We start from the raw sequence: 17,180 nt of genomic DNA, 5'->3' as shown, positions 1-17,180 counted from the left end.
GTCCTGCGACGGTCTGGTCCGGTCAGCGGACCGCGGCTTCCTGGCCGGCCGGCGCCGGTGCCGGTCTGCGGGCCGTGGTGCGGTGGTTCCGTCCCCGTCTGGTGAGACCCCAGGGTTTGAGGACCGAGATCGCCGTCATGAAGACGTACGCGCACAGGGAGACGATCGGGGCGGGCAGGAGGTCGCCGGGGCCGGGTGCCGGGCCGCTCGGCGTCATGGCGGTCACCGCCGTGTCGAGGCCGGGGCGCAGCGCGAAGGCCGTGGCGGCCGTCGCGGCGAGGGTCAGCCAGAACTTGACGGTGACCCACCGGTGGCGGAGCAGTCCCCACGGGGTGCCCACGGACAGCAGCACACCGCTCAGGGAGGTGAGGAACGCGACGGGAAGCAGCAGCCAGTCCGAGAAGAGCTTCATCGCCCGGACGGACGCCTCGGCCGTCACCGCCGAGCCGGTGGCGGTGGCGGTGACGGCGAGAGCCAGCGATCCGAGCGTGAGCCCGAGCCAGCTCGCGGAGGCGGCCACGTGGACGACGAGGGAGGCCCGGCGCGCGGGTCGGCTCAACTTCATGGACGACACGGTGCCGGAGGGGACGGGCGGTGCCGTCCGGCGCCGGGAGTAACCGGGTGTACTCGGCGCGGAGTACACCGGTCGGCGGGAGGTTCCCCGGTCAGGGCGCCCAGGGTGATTCGACGGACCAGGTGGTGTCCTCGGTGAAGGTGTTCGGGTTGTCCCAGGTGTGGGTGCCGCCGGAGCGGGCCAGCCAGAGTTCGGCGTCGATGTGCCGGAGGTACTGGCCGGGGAAGTCGGACGCGGAGAGCCGGATGCCGCCGGTTCCCCGGACGGGGCACCAGGTGGCGTCCCTTGTACAGCGCGGAGTCGTCGCCCGCCTCGCGGCGGACCCGGAAGTCGCGGTGCCGCAGGAACTCACCGGGGTTGTTGCGCGACTCGAAGGAGTAGCAGAGCCGGTTCGCCAGGCCCGGCCACACCTTCCAGGTGGCGTCCTGCTTGAGCAGGTCGCTGCTGGCGGAGTCGACCACCCCGGTGTAGCCGAGCCCGTCGGAGTGGCGGATGTAGCGGTCGGTGTAGCCGGGTGTCGTGACGCGGAGGGACACGTACTGCTCCAGTGGCAGGCGCACCGGGGGGCCGATGGTGCCGGAGGCGGCGACGAGCGCCTGGTTGGCCGCGCGGACGCGGGACTCGTCCACCTTGACGACCCGACGGTCGTAGGTCATCAGCCCGTTGGTCTCGTTCTCGACGTCGGTGATCTGCGTGTAGACGGATGCGGACAGGCCGCCGGCGGGCATGGCGTTCTCCCGGATGCCGTCGAGCAGCCCGACGAGGCGGTCGTCGAGCGCGGCCCGGGTCGGCTGGTCCTCGTAGCTGAAGCCGCCGCCCGGGAACCACTCGTGTCCGGGGACCCGGTGGCCGAGGCCGCCGTACTCCCCCAGTACCGAGGCGCGCACCGGATCCGTCGGCGTGTTGCCCGGTCCGACGTAGTTGTGGTTGTCGATCACGTCGCCGTTGCCGCCGTCCCGTGCGCCGCAGCAGTTGACGCCGCTCATGTTGTCGACGAGGCGTGAGGGGTCGTACGCCTTGACCATGTCCGCGATGCGGGACTGGTCGTACTGGCCCCAGCCCTCGTTCTGGTCGACCCACTGGATGAGGGCGGGTGAACTGCGGTGCTGGTCGATGACCGCGCGGTACTCGCTCTCCCACTGGGTGCGGGCCGCGCTGTCCGGTGTCCTGCCGCTGTCCATGGAGGGCATGTCCTGCCACACCAGCAGCCCGAGCCGGTCGGCCCAGTAGAACCAGCGCTGCGGCTCCACCTTGATGTGTTTGCGGACCATGTTGAAGCCGAGGTCCTTGTGTTTCTGCAGGTCGTACTTCAGCGCCGCGTCGGTGGGCGCGGTGTGGAGGCCGTCCGGCCAGTAGCCCTGGTCGAGGGTGCCTGTCTGGAAGACGAACCGTCCGTTGAGGACCGGCCGGCGCACGCCGTTCACGTCCTTCACGGCGATCGAACGCATGCCGGTGTAGCTGCCGACCCTGTCGCCGCCGGGGCTGCCGGTCAGCTGGGCGGTGACGTCGTACAGGAACGGGTCGTCGGGCGACCACAGGTGGGGATTCGGCACCGGGACGGAGAACTCGGTTCCGACGGTGCCGGTGGCGCTCGCGACGGTCGTGCCGCCGCTGGAGACCGTGACCTCGACGGCGGCGCCGGCGGCCCCGGTGCCCCGTACGGTCACCCGCAGGGTGTCGTCCTCCAGGTGCGGAACCAGATCGAGCCGGGTGATGTGTGCCGTCGGTGTCGGTTCCAGCCAGACGGTCTGCCAGAGGCCGGACGAGGCGGTGTAGACGATGCTGTGCCCGGCGTGCGGGGTGACGTCCTGGATGCGCTGCTTGCCGATGGCCTGGCCGCCGGTCTCCGTCGGGTCGTACACCGACACGACGACGGTGTTGGTGCCGCGGTTCAGCAGGGGGGTGATGTCGTAGGAGAAGGCGTCGTAGCCGCCGCGGTGCACGGCGCCCGCCCGCCGGCCGTTGACCCAGACGGTGGTCTCCCAGTCCGAGGCACCGAAGTTGAGCCGGACGCGGCGCCCGGCCCAGCCGGCGGGGACGGTGAAGGTGCGCTTGTACCAGAGCCTGTCGTTCTGGGTGATCTTGCGCTGGATGCCGGAGAGCGCGGACTCCGGCACGAACGGTACCCGGATGCGCTCGCCGAAGGACGTCGGCCGCCCTGCGTCGCGGGAGGTGACGGCGAAGTCCCATATGCCGTTGAGGTTGGCCCAGTCGGGCCGGGTGAGTTGCGGACGGGGATACTCCGGCAGGGGGTGGTCCACCGGCACCTGGTCGGTCCAGGGGGTGGACATCGGGGCGGCTCCGGGTGTCCGGGATCCTGTGGCGCGCGAAGGGGACGCCCCGGTTGCGAGGAGGGTGGTGACGGCGAGCGTCGTCACCGCGACGGCGGTCACGAGGTCCCGTAAGCGCCCGAGGGCCCGGTGCGGCCGGGAGGGTGCGCGGGTGCTGCGGGGCGGGAGTCTCAGCACGGTGTCTGCTCCAGGGTCGGTGCGGCGCCGCGGACGGGGGCCCGCCACGGTGCGTGCGGACCCCCGCTGCGAGCTCGTGTGGTCGGTGCGCGTGCGTCAGCCGGTGTACGTACGCAGGGCACCCCCGGTGTACGTACGCAGGGCACCCCGCTGCGAGCGCGTGTGGTCGGTGCGCGTGCGAGGTCAGCCGGTGTACGTGTGCAGGGTCAGGCCGTACCGGCCGAGGATCTCGTTGACCGGCTGGAACCAGGTCTCGCCGCCGCTGGTGCAGTTGCCCCAGCCGCCCGAGGTGACGCCCTGTGCCTGGTCCCCGGTGATGAAGGAGCCCCCGGAGTCCCCGGGTTCGGCGCAGGCGCTGGTCTTCGTCAGCTGGTGCACCGCACCCTGGCTGTAGTTGACGGTCTCGTTCGTCGCGAGCACCGTCCCGCAGTGCCAGTGCGAGGTCGATCCCGAGCGGCACACGGAGGAGCCGACGGGTGCCACGGCCGAGCCGCGCACGAGCTGGTCGGGCACCGTGCCCCAGCCCAGCACCACCGGGACCGTCCACCAGCCGCTGCCCACGCTCACCCAGGCATAGTCGTTGTCCGGGAACGACGAGCCCTGGAAGGTGCCGATGTAGGAGCCGTCCCAACCGCTGACCCCGGCGCCGGGCCGACCGCAGTGACCGGCGGTCACGAAGCCCCCGTGGACCGAGAAGCCTATGGAGCAGCGGACGTTGCCCGTGTAGTAAGGGTCGCCGCCGACCGTTCCCGCGGCGAAGGTGCGCGGGGCGGCGGAGACGGTCCGCACGGTGACGGGGCCCGCCTCGCGTGCCCGGGACACGAAGCGCCGGACATCGTTGTCGGAGCGGTCCTTGCGGACGACGTCGACGACGACCGTGTTGGCCACCGGATCGACGTGCCAGCCGCTCACTCCCGTCGGGGCGGACAGCCGGTCGACGCGCGCCTTGACGGCGTCCAGCCGGCGGGCCGAGTGTGCGGCCGTACGGACCTCCGCCCCGGCCGCCCTGATCGCGCTGCGCGTGTCCGCCGGGGCGTCCGGGGTGAGCGCCACCGTCAGGCGCCCCTTCTCGGAGTCGAACCAGGAGCCCGCGTAGGCCTTACCGGCCGTCCGGCGCACCTTCGGGGCGAGCGCCGCGGCGGCCCGCTCGTCCGCGATCCGGGCCTCGGCCTGCTGCCGGGTGAGGCCGAGATCGCGCTGCATGGCGGTCACGACTCCGTAGGAGGCGGGCCGGTAGGCGGACGGAGCGGTTCCTGCGGATCCTGCCGTGGAGCCGGTCGCCGCCGCGGGGATGGTTCCCGCTGCGCTCAGCCCGCCGAGGGCCAGGAGCGCGGCCAGCGCGACATGCGTAAGTCGTCTGCGTCTCATGGGAGTTGCCCTTCGTCGTTCCAGGGGTGGGGTGGAACAGCCGAGTGTCTGAGAGCGCTCTCTGCGTGGCGGAGCAGAGCTTAGTGGCGCTGCAGCGTCAGGTCCATGCCAATGCGGGTACTTCGGCGGCGGCCCGCTTGGGAAGACTGCTCTACCGTGTCAGCTCATGGACACCGACAGCTGGTTGGCCGACACCCGGACCTCCTACGACACGGTCGCGGCCAGCTATGCCGACCTGATGGGCGACGCGCTGGCCCGGGAACCGTACCTGCGAGCCGCCCTGGCGCTGTTCGCCGACTCGGTACGCGCCACCGGCGGCGGTCCGGTGGCGGACGTCGGCTGCGGCCCCGGGCACGTCACCGCGTACCTGAACGAACTGGGCGTGGACGCCTTCGGCATCGACCTTTCGCCCGCGATGACCGACCTGGCCCGGCGCAACCACCCCGGTCTGCGCTTCGAGGCGGGGACGATGACGGACCTCGACCTGCCCGACGCCTCGGTCGCGGGTCTGCTCGCTTTCTGGTCACTGATCCACGTCCCCGACGCGGACGTCCCCACGGTCCTCGGTGAGTTCCGGCGGGTGCTGCGTCCCGGTGGGCCCCTGCTGCTCGGCTTCCACGTCGGCGACGAGACGCGACACAAGACGCAGGGCTACGGCGGTCACCCCATGAACGTCCACGTCCACCTCCGCCGTCCCGACCAGGTGTCGGACCGGCTGCGGGATGCCGGGTTCACGGTCGAGGCCCATCTGCTGGTCGACCTGGACACGAGCGCTCCGGGAGCGGTCCTCTTCGCCCGCCGGCAGCCCTGAGGCCGTCGACGGGCGCCGCGCGCCTCATGGCGGCCGGGTGCCGTCCTGAGGGCGGACCGGCGTCGTCCTGAGGCGGACGGGTGCCGTCATGGGGGCGGCCCGGCGTTCACGGAGTGAGGAAACGGTCCTGTTCCACCGGAGGCGTGCCGTCGTGCCAGGGCAGGACCTTGCCGAAGCGGACCAGTTCACCGTAGAGCGCGGGATCGACGTGCTCGGTGAGGATCAGGTCGAGCACGGGGCCGGCGGCGCGGGCCGGTGGCTGGGCCCCGCTGTAGTCGGTGAACCAGGGGCGTGAGGTCGCGGTGTCGACCATGCCCGGGCAGACGGCCGCGATCAGCGTGCCGGTGGCCAGGTCGCGTGGGCGGCGTTCGGCGGCGACCGCACGGACGGCGGCTACCTGCGCCACCTTGGAGGGCACGTTGAGCCACAGCGGCCAGCCCGCCTCCTGCGCGGTCCGGTTGTGGATGGCGGTCCGCCAGGACTCGACGACGGACTCGACCTGGTTCAGGCTCGCGCCGTCGAACAGGTGGTGCAGCCGGGGATCGAGGTGGCCGAGGGTGCCCAGGCTGCTGGCGACGACGATCAGCCGGCCGCCCGGGCGGAGGACCGGGCCGAAGGAGCGCAGGACGGCGTGCGTGGCGGTGTTGGAGACGTCGATGAACTCGTCGGCCCGCTCGGCCTGCGACTCCCCGGGCAGGACCCGTGCGACCGCGTTGGAGACGACGACGTCGACGCCTCCGTGACGGGCCCGGAGCTCCTCGGCGAGACGGGCGACGGCGTCGGTGTCGGTGACGTCCAGCAGCCGGCCCTCCACCCGGGCGCGGGTGGTGGGCAGTCGGGCGGCCTCGCGGGCCGCGTCCGTCACCCGCTGCCGGCTGCGGCCGGTGAGCAGGACCAGGTCGTCGCGGCTCATGCGGGCCGCCAGGCCTTCGACCAGGGCGCGGCCGAGGCCCTGGTTGGCGCCGGTGACAAGGGCGATGCGGGACGTGTTCATGCCTGCCACGCTAGAAACGCCCCAGGCCATGAGTCCAACGAGAGTTCGGCAACGCTACTATGCGAGATCGTCATGGACTTCACCGATGTGTCGCTGACCGCGCTGCGTGTCTTCCGCGCCGTGGCCGAGCAGGGGACGTTCACCGCGGCCGCCGCGTCGCTGGGCTACACCCAGTCGGCGGTCTCCCGCCAGATCGCCGCGCTCGAACGGGCCGCGGGCACGGAGCTGCTGGAACGGCGGCGCGACGGGGTACGGCTCACCGCGGCCGGCCGCGTCGTCATGCGCCACGCGACGGTCGTGCTCGACGAGATCGACGCCACGGCGCGGGAGCTGTCCGGGCTGCCCGGGCAGGCCGGTACCGTCCGGCTGGGGTGGTTCCCGAGTGCCGGCGCCGTCCTGCTGCCGCGCGCTCTGGCAGCGCTCCGCCGTACGGACCCCGGTGTGCGCGTCGTCAGCCGGGAGGGCAGCACCCCGGCGCTGGTGCGCGCCCTGCGGGCGGGCAGCCTCGACCTCGCCCTGCTCGCCTCGGCACCGCCCTTCCGGCCACCGGACGCCGAGTCGCCCCCGCTGGTGCTGCAGACGCTCACCGAACGTGCGCTGTGTCTGGCGGTGCCCGCCACCCACCCGCTGGCCCGCGGCGACTTCGTCGACGTCGCCGACCTGCGGGGGCAGCGCTGGATCGCGAGCACCTCCTCGGGCGAGGAGCGGCTGATGGGGGTCTGGCCGGGCCTGGACGAACGGCCCGAGATCGCCCACACCGCCCGCGACTGGCTCGCCAAGCTGCACCTCGTCGCCGCCGGGTGCGGGCTGACCACCGTGCCGGCCGCCCTCGCGGCCACCGCGCCGCCGGGGGTCCGCGTCCTGCCGGTCCACGGCGGGCCCCAGGAACAACGGCGCCTGCTCCTGGCCCGACTCCCCCATCGCCCGACGGAACCGGTCACCCGCGTGGCAGCCGCCCTCCGCGCCGCGGCACTCGACCTTGACGTGCCTGTTCCTTCATCCCCTCCTCGGTGAGGGCAGGGCGGCACCTGCGCCCGCGTGGCGGCCGCCGGTCCTGCCGGGCGGCGGCAGCCGACGATGCGCGGCGATCGCCCGCTGCCCGGGACAGTCCGCGGGCACCTGCGCGCACAGCGCTTCCGCCGGCGCCAACGCCCGCTGCACCGCGGACGGCTCGCGCCTCTCCCTGGCCTGCTCGTACGCCGTCACGGCCTCGGCCGCGCGTTGCAGCAGGCTGTCGTCGAACGGCATCCGCGTGCCTCACGGCGCGGTTCCGCCGCGGCGGACGCCCACGGCGCGCCTACGGGTCGATGCGTCGCGTGCAGCGGCGTGACACCGTCCCGCCTCGGGCCGGCACCTCGTACCCGCCCCGCACCCCACCCTCGTGTCCACTTCGGCCTCCCCCTCGCCGGGCACGGACTCGGAAGTCACTACGAGACGATCCGTGCGAGGGGGAAACGAATGGCGGACGCCACGAGTTCCGGACCCGTCGGCGGCCCGCCCGTCCGGCTGGAGCGGCTGTCCCGGGCAGGCCGCCGGCGTCGGGCGGAGCCGTGTTACAGCGCGCGTTCCAGGCGGTCCGCCATCAGCTTGACGAAGCGGGCCGGTTCCTTCGGCTGGCCGCCCTCGGCGAGCACCGCCAGGCCGTGCAGGAGTTCGGAGGTCTCGGCCAGTTCCGAGCGGTCCTCGCGCTCCTTGTACGCCTGGTTGAGGCCCTTCACCAGCTGGTGGTCCGGGTTGAGTTCCAGGATCCGCTTGGCACGGGGCACCTCCTGGCCCATGGCGCGGTACATGTTCTCCAGGGCCGGGGTCAGGTCGTGCGCGTCGGAGACGACGCAGGCCGGGGAGACGGTGAGCCGGGAGGACAGGCGCACCTCCTTGATGTCCTCGTCCAGTTGCTCCTTCATCCAGCCGAGCAGCCCGGCGTACTCCTCGGTCTGCTTCTCCCGCTCCGCGTCGGAGGTGTCCTCGTCCTTGGCGTCGAGGTCGATCTGTCCCTTGGCGACGGACCGCAGCTTCTTGCCCTCGTACTCGCCGACGGCGTCCGCCCACACCTCGTCCACCGCGTCGGTGAGCAGCAGCACCTCGATGCCCCGCTCCCGGAACGCCTCCATGTGCGGGGAGTTCTCGATGCTCTGGCGGGACTCGCCGGTCAGGTAGTAGATGTCCTCCTGACCGTCCTTCATCCGCTCCACGTAGCCCTTGAGCGTGGTGGGTTCGGTCTCGTGGTGGGTGCTGGCGAACGACGCGACGGCGAGGATGGCGTCCCGGTTCTCCGCGTCGGTGACGAGTCCCTCCTTCAGGACCGTGCCGAACTCCCGCCAGAACGTGTCGTACCGCTCCTTGTCCTTGGTCATCATCTCCTTGACCGTGGACAGGACCTTCTTCGTCAGCCGGCGCCGCATCATCTCGATGTGGCGGTCCTGCTGGAGGATCTCGCGGGACACGTTGAGCGAGAGGTCCGCCGCGTCGACGACGCCCTTGACGAAGCGGAGGTAGGGCGGCAGCAGCGCCTCGCAGTCGTCCATGATGAACACGCGCTTGACGTAGAGCTGCACGCCGCGCTTGAAGTCGCGCGTGAACAGGTCGTGGGGTGCGTGCTCGGGGAGGAACAGCAGGGCCTGGTACTCGAAGGTGCCCTCCGCCTGGAGGCGGATCGTCTCCAGCGGGTCGCGCCAGTCGTGGCCGATGTGCTTGTACAGCTCGTGGTACTCGTCGTCGGACACCTCGTCGCGGGGCCGCGCCCACAGCGCCTTCATGGAGTTGAGGGTCTCGGGTTCGGGCGCCTCGTCGCTCCCGGCGGCGGGGCCCTCGGGCACCATCCGGATGGGCCAGGTGATGAAGTCCGAGTACCGCTTGACGATCTCCTTGATCTTCCACGGCGAGGTGTAGTCGTGGAGCTGGTTCTCCGGGTCGGCCGGCTTGAGGTGGAGCGTGACCGAGGTGCCCTGCGGCGCGTCGTCGACCGTCTCCAGGGTGTACGTGCCCTCACCGCGCGACGACCAGCGGGTGCCCTGGCTCTCGCCGGCGCGCCGGGTCAGCAGGGTCATCTCGTCGGCCACCATGAAGCCGGAGTAGAAGCCGACGCCGAACTGGCCGATGAGCCCCTCCTCACCGGCCTTGTCCTTGGCCTCCCGCAACTCCTGCAGGAACTTCGCGGTGCCCGAGTTGGCGATCGTGCCGATGAGCTGCCCGACCTCGTCGTACGACATCCCGATGCCGTTGTCCCGCACGGTGAGCGTACGGGCGTCCTTGTCGATGTCGATGTCGATGTGCAGGTCGGACACGTCGGCGTCGAGCGAGTCGTCCCACAGCTTCTCCAGACGCAGCTTGTCCAGCGCGTCCGAGGCGTTGGACACGAGCTCCCGAAGGAAGACGTCCTTGTTCGAGTAGACCGAGTGGATCATCAGCTGGAGCAGCTGACGAGCCTCCACCTGAAACTCGAAGGTCTCAGTCGGCATGTTCGCGGATACCTCACAGGTCCTGTCGCTGGAACTGGCGAAGCCACTGTAAAACACCACGTCAGCGCGGTGGCCGGAATCGGCGGCAGTGGCTGGATCGAACCGGGGCGAGCCACGGACCATTACGCTCCGTATCCTCCCTTTCACGCTCCTTGTTCCGGCTTCGAGGTCATGACCTCCGCTTCCACGGGTACTCGCCAGGTCCAGCCAAGGAGTGACAACGGAGGTACAGAGATGAGCACGGTCCGGGAAGCGGTGGAAGTCGACGTTCCGCTCCACACCGCCTACAACCAGTGGACGCAGTTCGAGGAGTTCCCGAACTTCATGGAAGGCGTCGAGGAGGTCAGGCAGCTGGACGACCGGCACAATCACTGGACCATGAAGATCGGCGGGGTACGGCGGGAGTTCGACACGGAGATCGTCGACCAGCTGCCCGACGAGCGCATCACCTGGCGCACCACCAGCGGCGACACGAGCCAGAGGGGCACGGTGCGCTTCGAGCGCCTGGACGACAGCCACACCAAGGTCGAGCTGGTGATGGACGTCGAGCCCAGCGGAGCCGCGGAGAAGACGGCGGACCTGCTCGGCACGATCGACCGGCGTGTCAAGGGGGACATGAAGCGGTTCAAGCAGTTCATCGAGGAGCGCGGAGGGGAGTCCGGTGCGTGGCGAGGCCGGGTGCGGCCGGGCGACACCGGCCCGTCGGCGCTCTGAACCCCACAGGTCTCCCAGGACACATGGGTACGAGGCACATGGCCCGGGCACACCTGCTCGGGCCATGCCTTGTGTCAGGCCACGCGACATGGGCGTGCCGCCCGGAGTCGTAGCGGTCACTGGTCGCGCGCGGGGAGGCCGGCCGGCCCGGTGTCGGACACGATGCGGTCGACGGTCTCCCGCAGGGAACTGCCGGCGCCGGTCACGGTCTCGACTCCGCCGGGCAGCAGGTCGAGGGGCCGGTACCACGCGCGCAGCTCCGCCTCGCCGTACTCGCTCGCCTGCGGCTCGGTGGCATGCCGGGCGAGGGTCTCCTCGAACGGGACGTCCAGGTAGTAGCCGTGGGTGGAACCCCGGTGGTCGGCACGCAGCGAGCATGTCGCCGTAGCGACCGGCCTGGAGGATGCCCTCCACGACGACGTGGAACCCGGCGTCCAGGGCGTAGCGGGCCGTGAGGCCGATCAGCCCGGTGTTCGCGGCTCCGGGCCGGTCGCGCTCACGGAGCACGACGCGGCGCAGGTTGTCCTGCGCGACGATGGCCAGGCCGCGGCCGAACCTCTCCCGGAGACCGGCCGCGACGGACGACTTCCCCGAGGCGCTGTCGCCGCGAAGCACAACCAGCCGGGTCTCTTCGGTGCCCACCATCACGCCGCCACGCCGGCGTGGGCGGGCTCCGGCCGGGCGGACCGGGTCCGAGTGGCGGGCCGAACCCGCGGCGGGGCCGGAGGCGTTGTCAGTGGCGGCTGACACGATCGGTGGCATGACGGACATCGACTACTGGCGGGCGTTCCTGACGCGCTGGAGCCATGAGTGGGCGGACGCGCAGGAACCCGACGCGCCGGATGACGAGCGTTTCGCCGGGGACGAGGACGTTCTGCGGACGCGGTGGCTGGGGTTCCCGCCCGCATCCGAGGAGCGGATCCTCGCTCTGGAGGACCGGCTCGGACACCGGCTGCCGCCCTCGTACCGCGCATTCCTGACGGTCAGTGACGGCTGGCGGCACGCGGGCGGCTTCGTGTGGCAGCTCGCCGGTACCGGCCGGCTCAGACGGCACCAGGACGCGGCGGGGCTGGCCGAGTATTTCCCCGGGGACCTGGACGACGACCCCACACCCGAGGACGAGTTGCTGGCCGGGATGTGGCAGCGGGCCCTGCAACTGGACGTGGAGTCGGACGCCGTCCACGTCCTGATGGATCCCGGGGACGTGGACGCCGACGGCGAGTGGGCCGTGTACTCCTACGCATCGTGGCGAGCGAGCCCGCCGGAGCGGTACGGGTCCTTCCGCGCGTTCATGGAGGACATGTACCGGGAGTTCCACAGCCTCCAGACGGACCGGTCGCGCCGCACCGGGCAGGACTTCGTCAACGACACGACGCGGGCGCTGGACGCGTCCGTGGAGGAGGCCCGCCTGGAGGCGCTGCGGGGACGGTACGAGGAGGCCGAGGCGACACTGGCGGAGGCGCTCGAGTACGGCAGGCCGCGGGCGGCGGGGCTGCGCGACCAGATCCGCCGGCTGCTGGGGCAGACGTACATGGTGTCCTTCCACGGGCTCACGGCCGATCCGCTGTACGCGCCGGAGGTCCTGCCCGTGGTGGCGGCCGAGCATGTGAGCGCGCACCGGGACGACTCCTCATGGACCTACCACCTGGGCGGCGCCTCCACCGCGTTGGCCGAGACGGCGGACGGGATCCTGCGCGACGTACGGGAGGGCACCTACCGCTACGCCCCTGAGGGCGCCTTCGGGCGCGCTGTCGCGGAGGCTCGGGAGCAGGCGCGGTGGGGCGACGCGGACGGGGCGTGGCGGACCCTGCGCGCCGCCCTGCCCGAGTGGCGGCCTGTGGGTCCGGAGCACATCGCCCCGGTCGGGCTGTGCGCCGATCCGCTCCTCGGACCGCTGCTCACCCTGGAGCGGGGCCGCGAGGTGCTGGCCACACCCCGGGCCGGGCAGCGGGGCGCGCCCCCGGCTCCGGCGGCCGACGTGGATCCGCCGGGGCTGGCGTGGCTGACCGAGCTGGATCCCGGCAACGTGCTGTCGTCGTCGTACCGCTTCGTCCTCGTGGAGGCGGTGGAGCCGGCCGAGCTGCCCGGCCGGCTCGGCGCGGACGAGACCACCGTCCTGAACGAGCCGACGACGCTGTGGGAGTCACGCATGCGCCTTCGCGATGACGCGAACGCGCCGGGCTGGGAGGACAGGGCGCTGGCCTCCGTCGGCCGGGCGGGCGGCGGCTGGAGCTTCGCCCTGGAGGCGTGGCCCGGCTCGCACTTCGCCGAGCAGTGGTTCGTCTCCCCCGGCGTCGCGGCCTCGCGCGGCACACGTGCGGTGACGGTGTGGAGCGAGTCCTCCGACGGGCACCGCCCCGGTGTCCTCCATCTGTCCGTCGCGGAGGACGGGGAGGAACGGTACGCGTTCACCGTGCGCGGGACGGCGGTCGACGTACGGGGCTCCGTGCCGGCCGCGCTGGCCCCGGAGCGGCTCTTCCGGCCGGACGACCCGGTCACCGAGCGGCTGGGTGAGCGTCGGGCCCTGGAGGCCCTCGCCGCCGAGTACGGCGTCCGGTTGCCGCGGTTCGCCCTCACGCGCGGTCGTCTGCACACGTTCCGGACCAGACCCTGGAACCGGCCGCCGGGGCCCGGCGAGGGCTACGCGACGCTGCGGTTCGTCCGCACCAGGCCCTAGAAGATGTCCGCACATGAGGGCCGGGGTCCTCGGTTTGTGCGGGAATCCGCTCCGGTGTCTCATCGGGCTCCATGGCCCCTTCGGTGGAGGGCGGGCTGAAGGAGAGGCCGTGTCCTGGCGGGGAGGAGGATGTCTCACAGACCAGGCGGATGGGGGAGCTGCGCCCGCTTCAGTCCCACGTGATCAGCGGTGACGGGCAATACGTCGCCCATCCGGTGCAGTGGGTGAACGACACGCGGATTCGCCAGTGTCAGGTGAGCACGGGAGTGGTGCCTTCCCTCAACTGCTCGGCCTACGGCTGCAACCAGCCGTCGCTGAGCGGGGACGGCGGCCACGTCGCCCATGTCGTCTTCTCCGGCACCTCCTCCGGCCCGGTCGAGGACCCGTCCCGGGCGGCGACGCTCGTACGAGTCGGACGTCTTCGTCCGTCACTTCTACTGATCGCCCCGGCCGACTGCGCTCGCAGACTCCCGCCACGAGGCGCACGATAGTCACAGGGGGACCATTCCCGGGGGGCGCTCGGCACCGCGGACCGTACCCGGGCCGCGGTCGGCACGAGGAGGGCAGTATGACCCGCGCCGGCACCGTCGCCAGAAGTCCGTTGCCCGACGAGGTCAAGCCGGGCGGCACCCTGTCCGAGGACCATCCCTGGAGGATCCGGCTGGTGAAGCATCCGAAGCGTTTCGAGTCGCCGTTCTTCCAGGCCGCGAAACGCACGGCGCACCGGATCCTCGACGAGATCGACGACGCGGACCTGCCCTACGGGCCCCGGCCGGTGGCGCCCGAGGGCTGGGAGATGCACCACGGCGGCAGCTTGTGGGTGATGACGGCGGGCGGCTGGCGGATGTACCGGGCCCGCGTGGGGATCGAGTGGAGCATGCAGTTCTGCGCCGATCCACCCAAGATCGACCGGCTGCGTCAGGACGCGGCCGACCTCGTGGCGGCCTTTCCGGAGACGCTGCCCGCCCTGGCCCGGCTGGGCTACGAGGAGGCCGAGCAGCTGCTGCGCACCCCCGTCACGGACGCCGACGGCGTCGAGGCGTGGACCGACTCCCTCTTCAACGCCTGTGTGCCGATGAGCCGCGGAAACCACCAGGGGATCCTGCCGAAAGTGCCCGGGGAGCACCATTACCCGTGGCCGGTGAAGGGCGCTGACTTCTTCCGGTTCGACGACTTCCAGCTGTGGGTGACGCTGCCCGACGGCACGCACGGCGCCGTGACGCCGGTGGACCGGCGGGGCTCCGGCGACGGGCACGTGCGGCTGGTGCTCGCCCCGGAAGGCAGCCAGGCCGCGGACACGCTGGCCGAGGCGCAGGACCGGGGGCTGATGGCGGTCCTGCCGCCGAACAGCTCGGCCGCGCTCCAGGCGTTCGCCGAGCAGATCGAGCCGGGCCGACGCAGCGCGTCCGGACCGCTGGCGCCCCGGCGGTCACGAGGCAACGGCCGGAGTTCCCGGGACCGTTGAGGGGGTGCCGCTAGGCTGCTCGGCATGCCCACAGCAACTCGCAGGTCCGTGGCCGGTGCCGCCGCTCTCGCCGCCGTCTGCCTGGTCGGTGGCACCGGGTGTTCCTCCGGCGACGGCAAAGGTGAAGGCGAAGGCGGTTCCCCCGTGCTGCGGGGGCTGAGAGCCCTGGCGAGCGACCGTGGCACGGGTCAGGTGTCGTATCTGGACGCTGCGACGGTACGTCGGCTGAGCAAGGGTGGGAACAAGCGGTTCGCCGTCATCGGGCAACCCAACAACGCCCTGCTGAACGCGTACGACGCCGGCCCCTGGGGCGGGCATCTGAAGGCGGACCAGATCGACACCGCCGTCGACGCCAAGGGGGCAGGCCACTGGGAGGGTTCGTTCGACGCGGCAGCGATCACCGCGGCGCTCAAGGCCAACGGCTACGTCCGTAGCCACCAGGACGGCAGGCCGACCTGGACGCGCCCGCACAGTAAGGGGGTGTCCCTGGAGATCTCGAAGGACGCCATCTCGTACGGGACATCCGGCATCGCCTCCCTGTCGGCCGTTCACGCGAAGGAGGGCTCCTCACTGGCCGACATCGAGGAGTACCAGCGCGCGAGCGAGTGTCTCGGCGACGTCTACCGGGCCGACTTCAACCCGCTCACCGCCGCCAAGCCGGTACGGCTCTCCGCGCTGGGCCAACAGGCCGACTCCGCCGGCAAGAACACCGAGGTGCTCTGTGTCGTGGTGAAGGACGAGGCGACCGCTCGGCGCCTCTCGGCAAAGCTGCGCTCGGTCGTCCGCGGCAAGGCACCCCGATACGACGGCGCGGAGGTCACCGTGGAACAGGGCGAGCAGCCTCTGGTCCGGGCAACCGTCCCGGACAGCTCCGATCAGCGACCCGGCCGGCTGATGCTCTCCGATCTGGACCTGTGGATGGCCGTCGTCAAGCTGTGAGCCACGTGTCGAACACCCCGGCCATGCACCTGACGCCGAACACCGAAGGCCGGAATCATCTTCCGCTTCCGGGGGGCTGCGGCGACGGGGCGAAAGTCCCGCCGTCATCCGACTGATCTACGCGAACGACGGCCGGGTGCCGGTGATGTCCGGCCGGCCGTCGGGTCAGTTCGGGTTGTCGCCGTGGGTGAGGGTCTCCCAGGCGACGAAGAGGTTGTTGCTGCCTGCCGGGCGGTTCTGTGCGGTCAGGGTCTGGGTGTTGGTCATGGCGATGCCCAGGCGGTTGTGCAGTGCGTTGTAGCCGACCTCGGTGACCGGGCCCAGCCCCCGCTTGACCGATCCGCCGCACAGCCAGCTCGGGACGGCGGTGCCCAGTTCGTACGTGGACTGGAAACCGAGCGCCTGCCGCAGCCGCTCGCCCACGTCGGTGCCGTACAGGTCCTGGCCCTGGATCCGGCTGGTCTCGGCGACGTGCGAGATGGCGGAGATGCCGTAGCCGGTGTGGGTGAAGTCACGGCAGGTCTCCTGGGTGAGGCCGGTGACGAAGGTGGACTGGCCCTGCCAGTAGGAGACGATCTTGTCACGGGTGTTCAGGTTCTGGCTCGGTACCGTCTTCGGCAGGTCGCCGTCGGAGGCGAGGTACACGTACGCGGCCGTGCGGGTGCGGAACTTCGCCATGGCCGTGTCGTACGACACCTTGTCCTCCAGGAAGACGGAGATGCCGACGGCCGCCTCCATCATCGACAGCTCCCAGTTGCCGTTGGAGTTGGAGCCGTTGATGATCTCGGGCAGGTAGACGTTGCGCAGCATGGACGCGAACCGGCCGGAGTTGGCCCATGTACCGGGGTACGTGTACTTGATGATCTCGGCGGCCTTCGGCCAGGAGGAGCCCGCCCAGCCCGTCTGCAGTGGCGCGTTGCTGTTGGTGTGGTCCGTGAGCACGGCGGACCAGGCGTCCATCAGCTCGATCGCCTTCTTGGCGTACCGCTCGTCACGGGTGACGTACCAGGCGAGTGCGTCGGTGTAGGCCGCGATCGCGTCCTCGCGTTCGTCCGTGCAGCCGTAGTCGGGGTTGGAGTAGGAGCCGCACTCCACGACGGCGCGGGGCCGGGGGGTGCGGCTGAGGCTCGCGTACTTGCTCGCCATCATCTGGTCGTACGCGCTCTTCCAGGGCTGAGCGCCGGCGAGCACCTTGCCGCGGGCGAAGTCGAGTTGAGCGCGCGAGACGGTGACGCCGGGGTGCACGAAGGTCGCGGGAGCGGCCTGCGCCCGCTCGGTGCCGGGCCAGGAGAGCAGGCCGGTGGCGAGCAGGGTGGCCGCCGCCGTGAGGACGAGGGCGGAACGTGGGGACTTACGGCGGCGCGGGGCGGGTATGTCCTGCATCTGATCCGTCCTCGTATGTGAACAGCGGGCGTCTTCTTGAACGTACGAGCTGAACCGAGACCATAGGTACGGACCACATGACCGTCAAGGGGGCGTGGAACAGGGGCGGTTCGCGAGGTGGGGGACGGCGCGCCGGGGCAAGCGCCCCTCCGTCGCCGGCATCAACAAGTGAACGCCGAGTGACGCGCACACGCGTCGACAGCCTGGCTTGAATTCACGCCCCGGGGTTACTCAACTCCGTTTACAGCGCGCCCTGTTCGACTCTTGACGGTAATGGTTCAGACCACCTACGGTCCCGGGTGCCGGGGGGCCTTCGCACGCAGCGCTCG

At 71.4% G+C, this 17,180-nt stretch carries 12 protein-coding genes and 2 pseudogenes; 6 read left to right on the top strand and 8 right to left on the bottom strand.

The genetic code is table 11. The annotated features are described in order from the left end of the window. Positions 1-22: 22 nt before the first annotated feature. The 3 genes and pseudogenes from S1361_RS36835 to S1361_RS36825 form a co-directional block, all read right to left on the bottom strand. Positions 23-565, bottom strand: coding sequence for a DUF2269 domain-containing protein (locus S1361_RS36835; protein ID WP_208036151.1), 543 nt, complete (start codon positions 563-565; stop codon positions 23-25). A 100-nt stretch (positions 566-665) separates the two neighbouring features. Further along, positions 666-2,967: pseudogene (locus S1361_RS36830) on the bottom strand (AbfB domain-containing protein). Positions 2,968-3,225: 258 nt separating this feature from the next. Next, positions 3,226-4,410, bottom strand: coding sequence for a S1 family peptidase (locus S1361_RS36825; protein ID WP_208036150.1), 1,185 nt, complete (start codon positions 4,408-4,410; stop codon positions 3,226-3,228). Positions 4,411-4,576: 166 nt separating this feature from the next. Between S1361_RS36825 and S1361_RS36820 the strand changes: the two genes are divergently transcribed. Beyond that, positions 4,577-5,221 (top strand): class I SAM-dependent DNA methyltransferase, encoded by a 645-nt coding sequence (locus S1361_RS36820; protein WP_208036149.1) that lies wholly within the window; start codon positions 4,577-4,579, stop codon positions 5,219-5,221. A 106-nt stretch (positions 5,222-5,327) separates the two neighbouring features. On the opposite strand, the gene S1361_RS36815 is transcribed toward S1361_RS36820, so the two are convergent. Next, complete coding sequence (locus S1361_RS36815; RefSeq protein ID WP_208036148.1) at positions 5,328-6,215, bottom strand: SDR family NAD(P)-dependent oxidoreductase; 888 nt, start codon at positions 6,213-6,215, stop codon at positions 5,328-5,330. A 72-nt stretch (positions 6,216-6,287) separates the two neighbouring features. Between S1361_RS36815 and S1361_RS36810 the strand changes: the two genes are divergently transcribed. Next, positions 6,288-7,229 carry a LysR family transcriptional regulator gene (locus S1361_RS36810; RefSeq protein WP_208036147.1) on the top strand — a complete coding sequence of 314 codons (942 nt, stop codon included), beginning with the start codon at positions 6,288-6,290 and terminating at the stop codon, positions 7,227-7,229. On the opposite strand, the gene S1361_RS36805 is transcribed toward S1361_RS36810, so the two are convergent. Beyond that, the gene (locus S1361_RS36805) at positions 7,212-7,463 is read right to left on the bottom strand and encodes a hypothetical protein (RefSeq protein WP_208036146.1); all 252 of its coding nucleotides are present in this window, start codon (positions 7,461-7,463) and stop codon (positions 7,212-7,214) included. The two genes, S1361_RS36810 and S1361_RS36805, sit on opposite strands and share 18 nt — an antisense overlap. 305 nt (positions 7,464-7,768) lie before the next feature. Further along, positions 7,769-9,673 carry a molecular chaperone HtpG gene (htpG, locus tag S1361_RS36800; protein WP_208036145.1) on the bottom strand — a complete coding sequence of 635 codons (1,905 nt, stop codon included), beginning with the start codon at positions 9,671-9,673 and terminating at the stop codon, positions 7,769-7,771. A 234-nt stretch (positions 9,674-9,907) separates the two neighbouring features. Here htpG and S1361_RS36795 point away from each other — a divergent pair, with 234 nt between their 5' ends. Beyond that, a complete protein-coding gene (locus S1361_RS36795) occupies positions 9,908-10,387 on the top strand; it encodes an SRPBCC family protein (RefSeq protein ID WP_208036144.1) in 480 nt (159 codons plus the stop codon). A gap of 116 nt (positions 10,388-10,503) precedes the next feature. Here S1361_RS36795 and S1361_RS36790 read toward each other — a convergent pair. Next, positions 10,504-11,032: pseudogene (locus S1361_RS36790) on the bottom strand (P-loop NTPase family protein). Positions 11,033-11,147: 115 nt separating this feature from the next. Between S1361_RS36790 and S1361_RS36785 the strand changes: the two are divergent. The 3 genes from S1361_RS36785 (at position 11,148) to S1361_RS36775 (ending at position 15,468) form a co-directional block, all read left to right on the top strand. Beyond that, positions 11,148-13,064 carry a DUF6461 domain-containing protein gene (locus S1361_RS36785; protein ID WP_208036143.1) on the top strand — a complete coding sequence of 639 codons (1,917 nt, stop codon included), beginning with the start codon at positions 11,148-11,150 and terminating at the stop codon, positions 13,062-13,064. Positions 13,065-13,632: 568 nt separating this feature from the next. Beyond that, entirely contained in the window at positions 13,633-14,529 is an 897-nt protein-coding gene (locus S1361_RS36780; protein WP_208036142.1) for a DUF6424 family protein, read from the top strand. 24 nt (positions 14,530-14,553) lie between these two features. Further along, positions 14,554-15,468: a hypothetical protein gene (locus S1361_RS36775; RefSeq protein WP_243769436.1), complete on the top strand. Its 915-nt coding sequence runs from the start codon at positions 14,554-14,556 to the stop codon at positions 15,466-15,468. A 165-nt stretch (positions 15,469-15,633) separates the two neighbouring features. Here the strand turns inward: S1361_RS36775 and S1361_RS36770 are convergent, their stop codons facing one another. Beyond that, complete coding sequence (locus S1361_RS36770; RefSeq protein WP_208036141.1) at positions 15,634-16,851, bottom strand: alginate lyase family protein; 1,218 nt, start codon at positions 16,849-16,851, stop codon at positions 15,634-15,636. Positions 16,852-17,180: the final 329 nt, after the last annotated feature.

It is taken from the genome of Streptomyces cyanogenus, from assembly GCF_017526105.1.
Lineage (GTDB): Bacteria > Actinomycetota > Actinomycetes > Streptomycetales > Streptomycetaceae > Streptomyces > Streptomyces cyanogenus.
The sequence above is the reverse complement of the archived record's forward strand: the minus strand, read 5'-3'. Positions and strand labels throughout refer to the sequence as shown.

Excerpts from the sequence above, each read along its gene's own strand:
- S1361_RS36835 (WP_208036151.1), bottom strand. The coding sequence starts at position 565 with ATGAAGTTGAGCCGACCCGCGCGCCGGGCCTCCCTCGTCGTCCACGTG.
- S1361_RS36825 (WP_208036150.1), bottom strand. The coding sequence starts at position 4,410 with ATGAGACGCAGACGACTTACGCATGTCGCGCTGGCCGCGCTCCTGGCC.
- S1361_RS36820 (WP_208036149.1), top strand. The coding sequence starts at position 4,577 with ATGGACACCGACAGCTGGTTGGCCGACACCCGGACCTCCTACGACACG.
- S1361_RS36815 (WP_208036148.1), bottom strand. The coding sequence starts at position 6,215 with ATGAACACGTCCCGCATCGCCCTTGTCACCGGCGCCAACCAGGGCCTC.
- S1361_RS36810 (WP_208036147.1), top strand. The coding sequence starts at position 6,288 with ATGGACTTCACCGATGTGTCGCTGACCGCGCTGCGTGTCTTCCGCGCC.
- S1361_RS36805 (WP_208036146.1), bottom strand. The coding sequence starts at position 7,463 with ATGCCGTTCGACGACAGCCTGCTGCAACGCGCGGCCGAGGCCGTGACG.
- htpG (WP_208036145.1), bottom strand. The coding sequence starts at position 9,673 with ATGCCGACTGAGACCTTCGAGTTTCAGGTGGAGGCTCGTCAGCTGCTC.
- S1361_RS36795 (WP_208036144.1), top strand. The coding sequence starts at position 9,908 with ATGAGCACGGTCCGGGAAGCGGTGGAAGTCGACGTTCCGCTCCACACC.
- S1361_RS36785 (WP_208036143.1), top strand. The coding sequence starts at position 11,148 with ATGACGGACATCGACTACTGGCGGGCGTTCCTGACGCGCTGGAGCCAT.
- S1361_RS36780 (WP_208036142.1), top strand. The coding sequence starts at position 13,633 with ATGACCCGCGCCGGCACCGTCGCCAGAAGTCCGTTGCCCGACGAGGTC.
- S1361_RS36775 (WP_243769436.1), top strand. The coding sequence starts at position 14,554 with ATGCCCACAGCAACTCGCAGGTCCGTGGCCGGTGCCGCCGCTCTCGCC.
- S1361_RS36770 (WP_208036141.1), bottom strand. The coding sequence starts at position 16,851 with ATGCAGGACATACCCGCCCCGCGCCGCCGTAAGTCCCCACGTTCCGCC.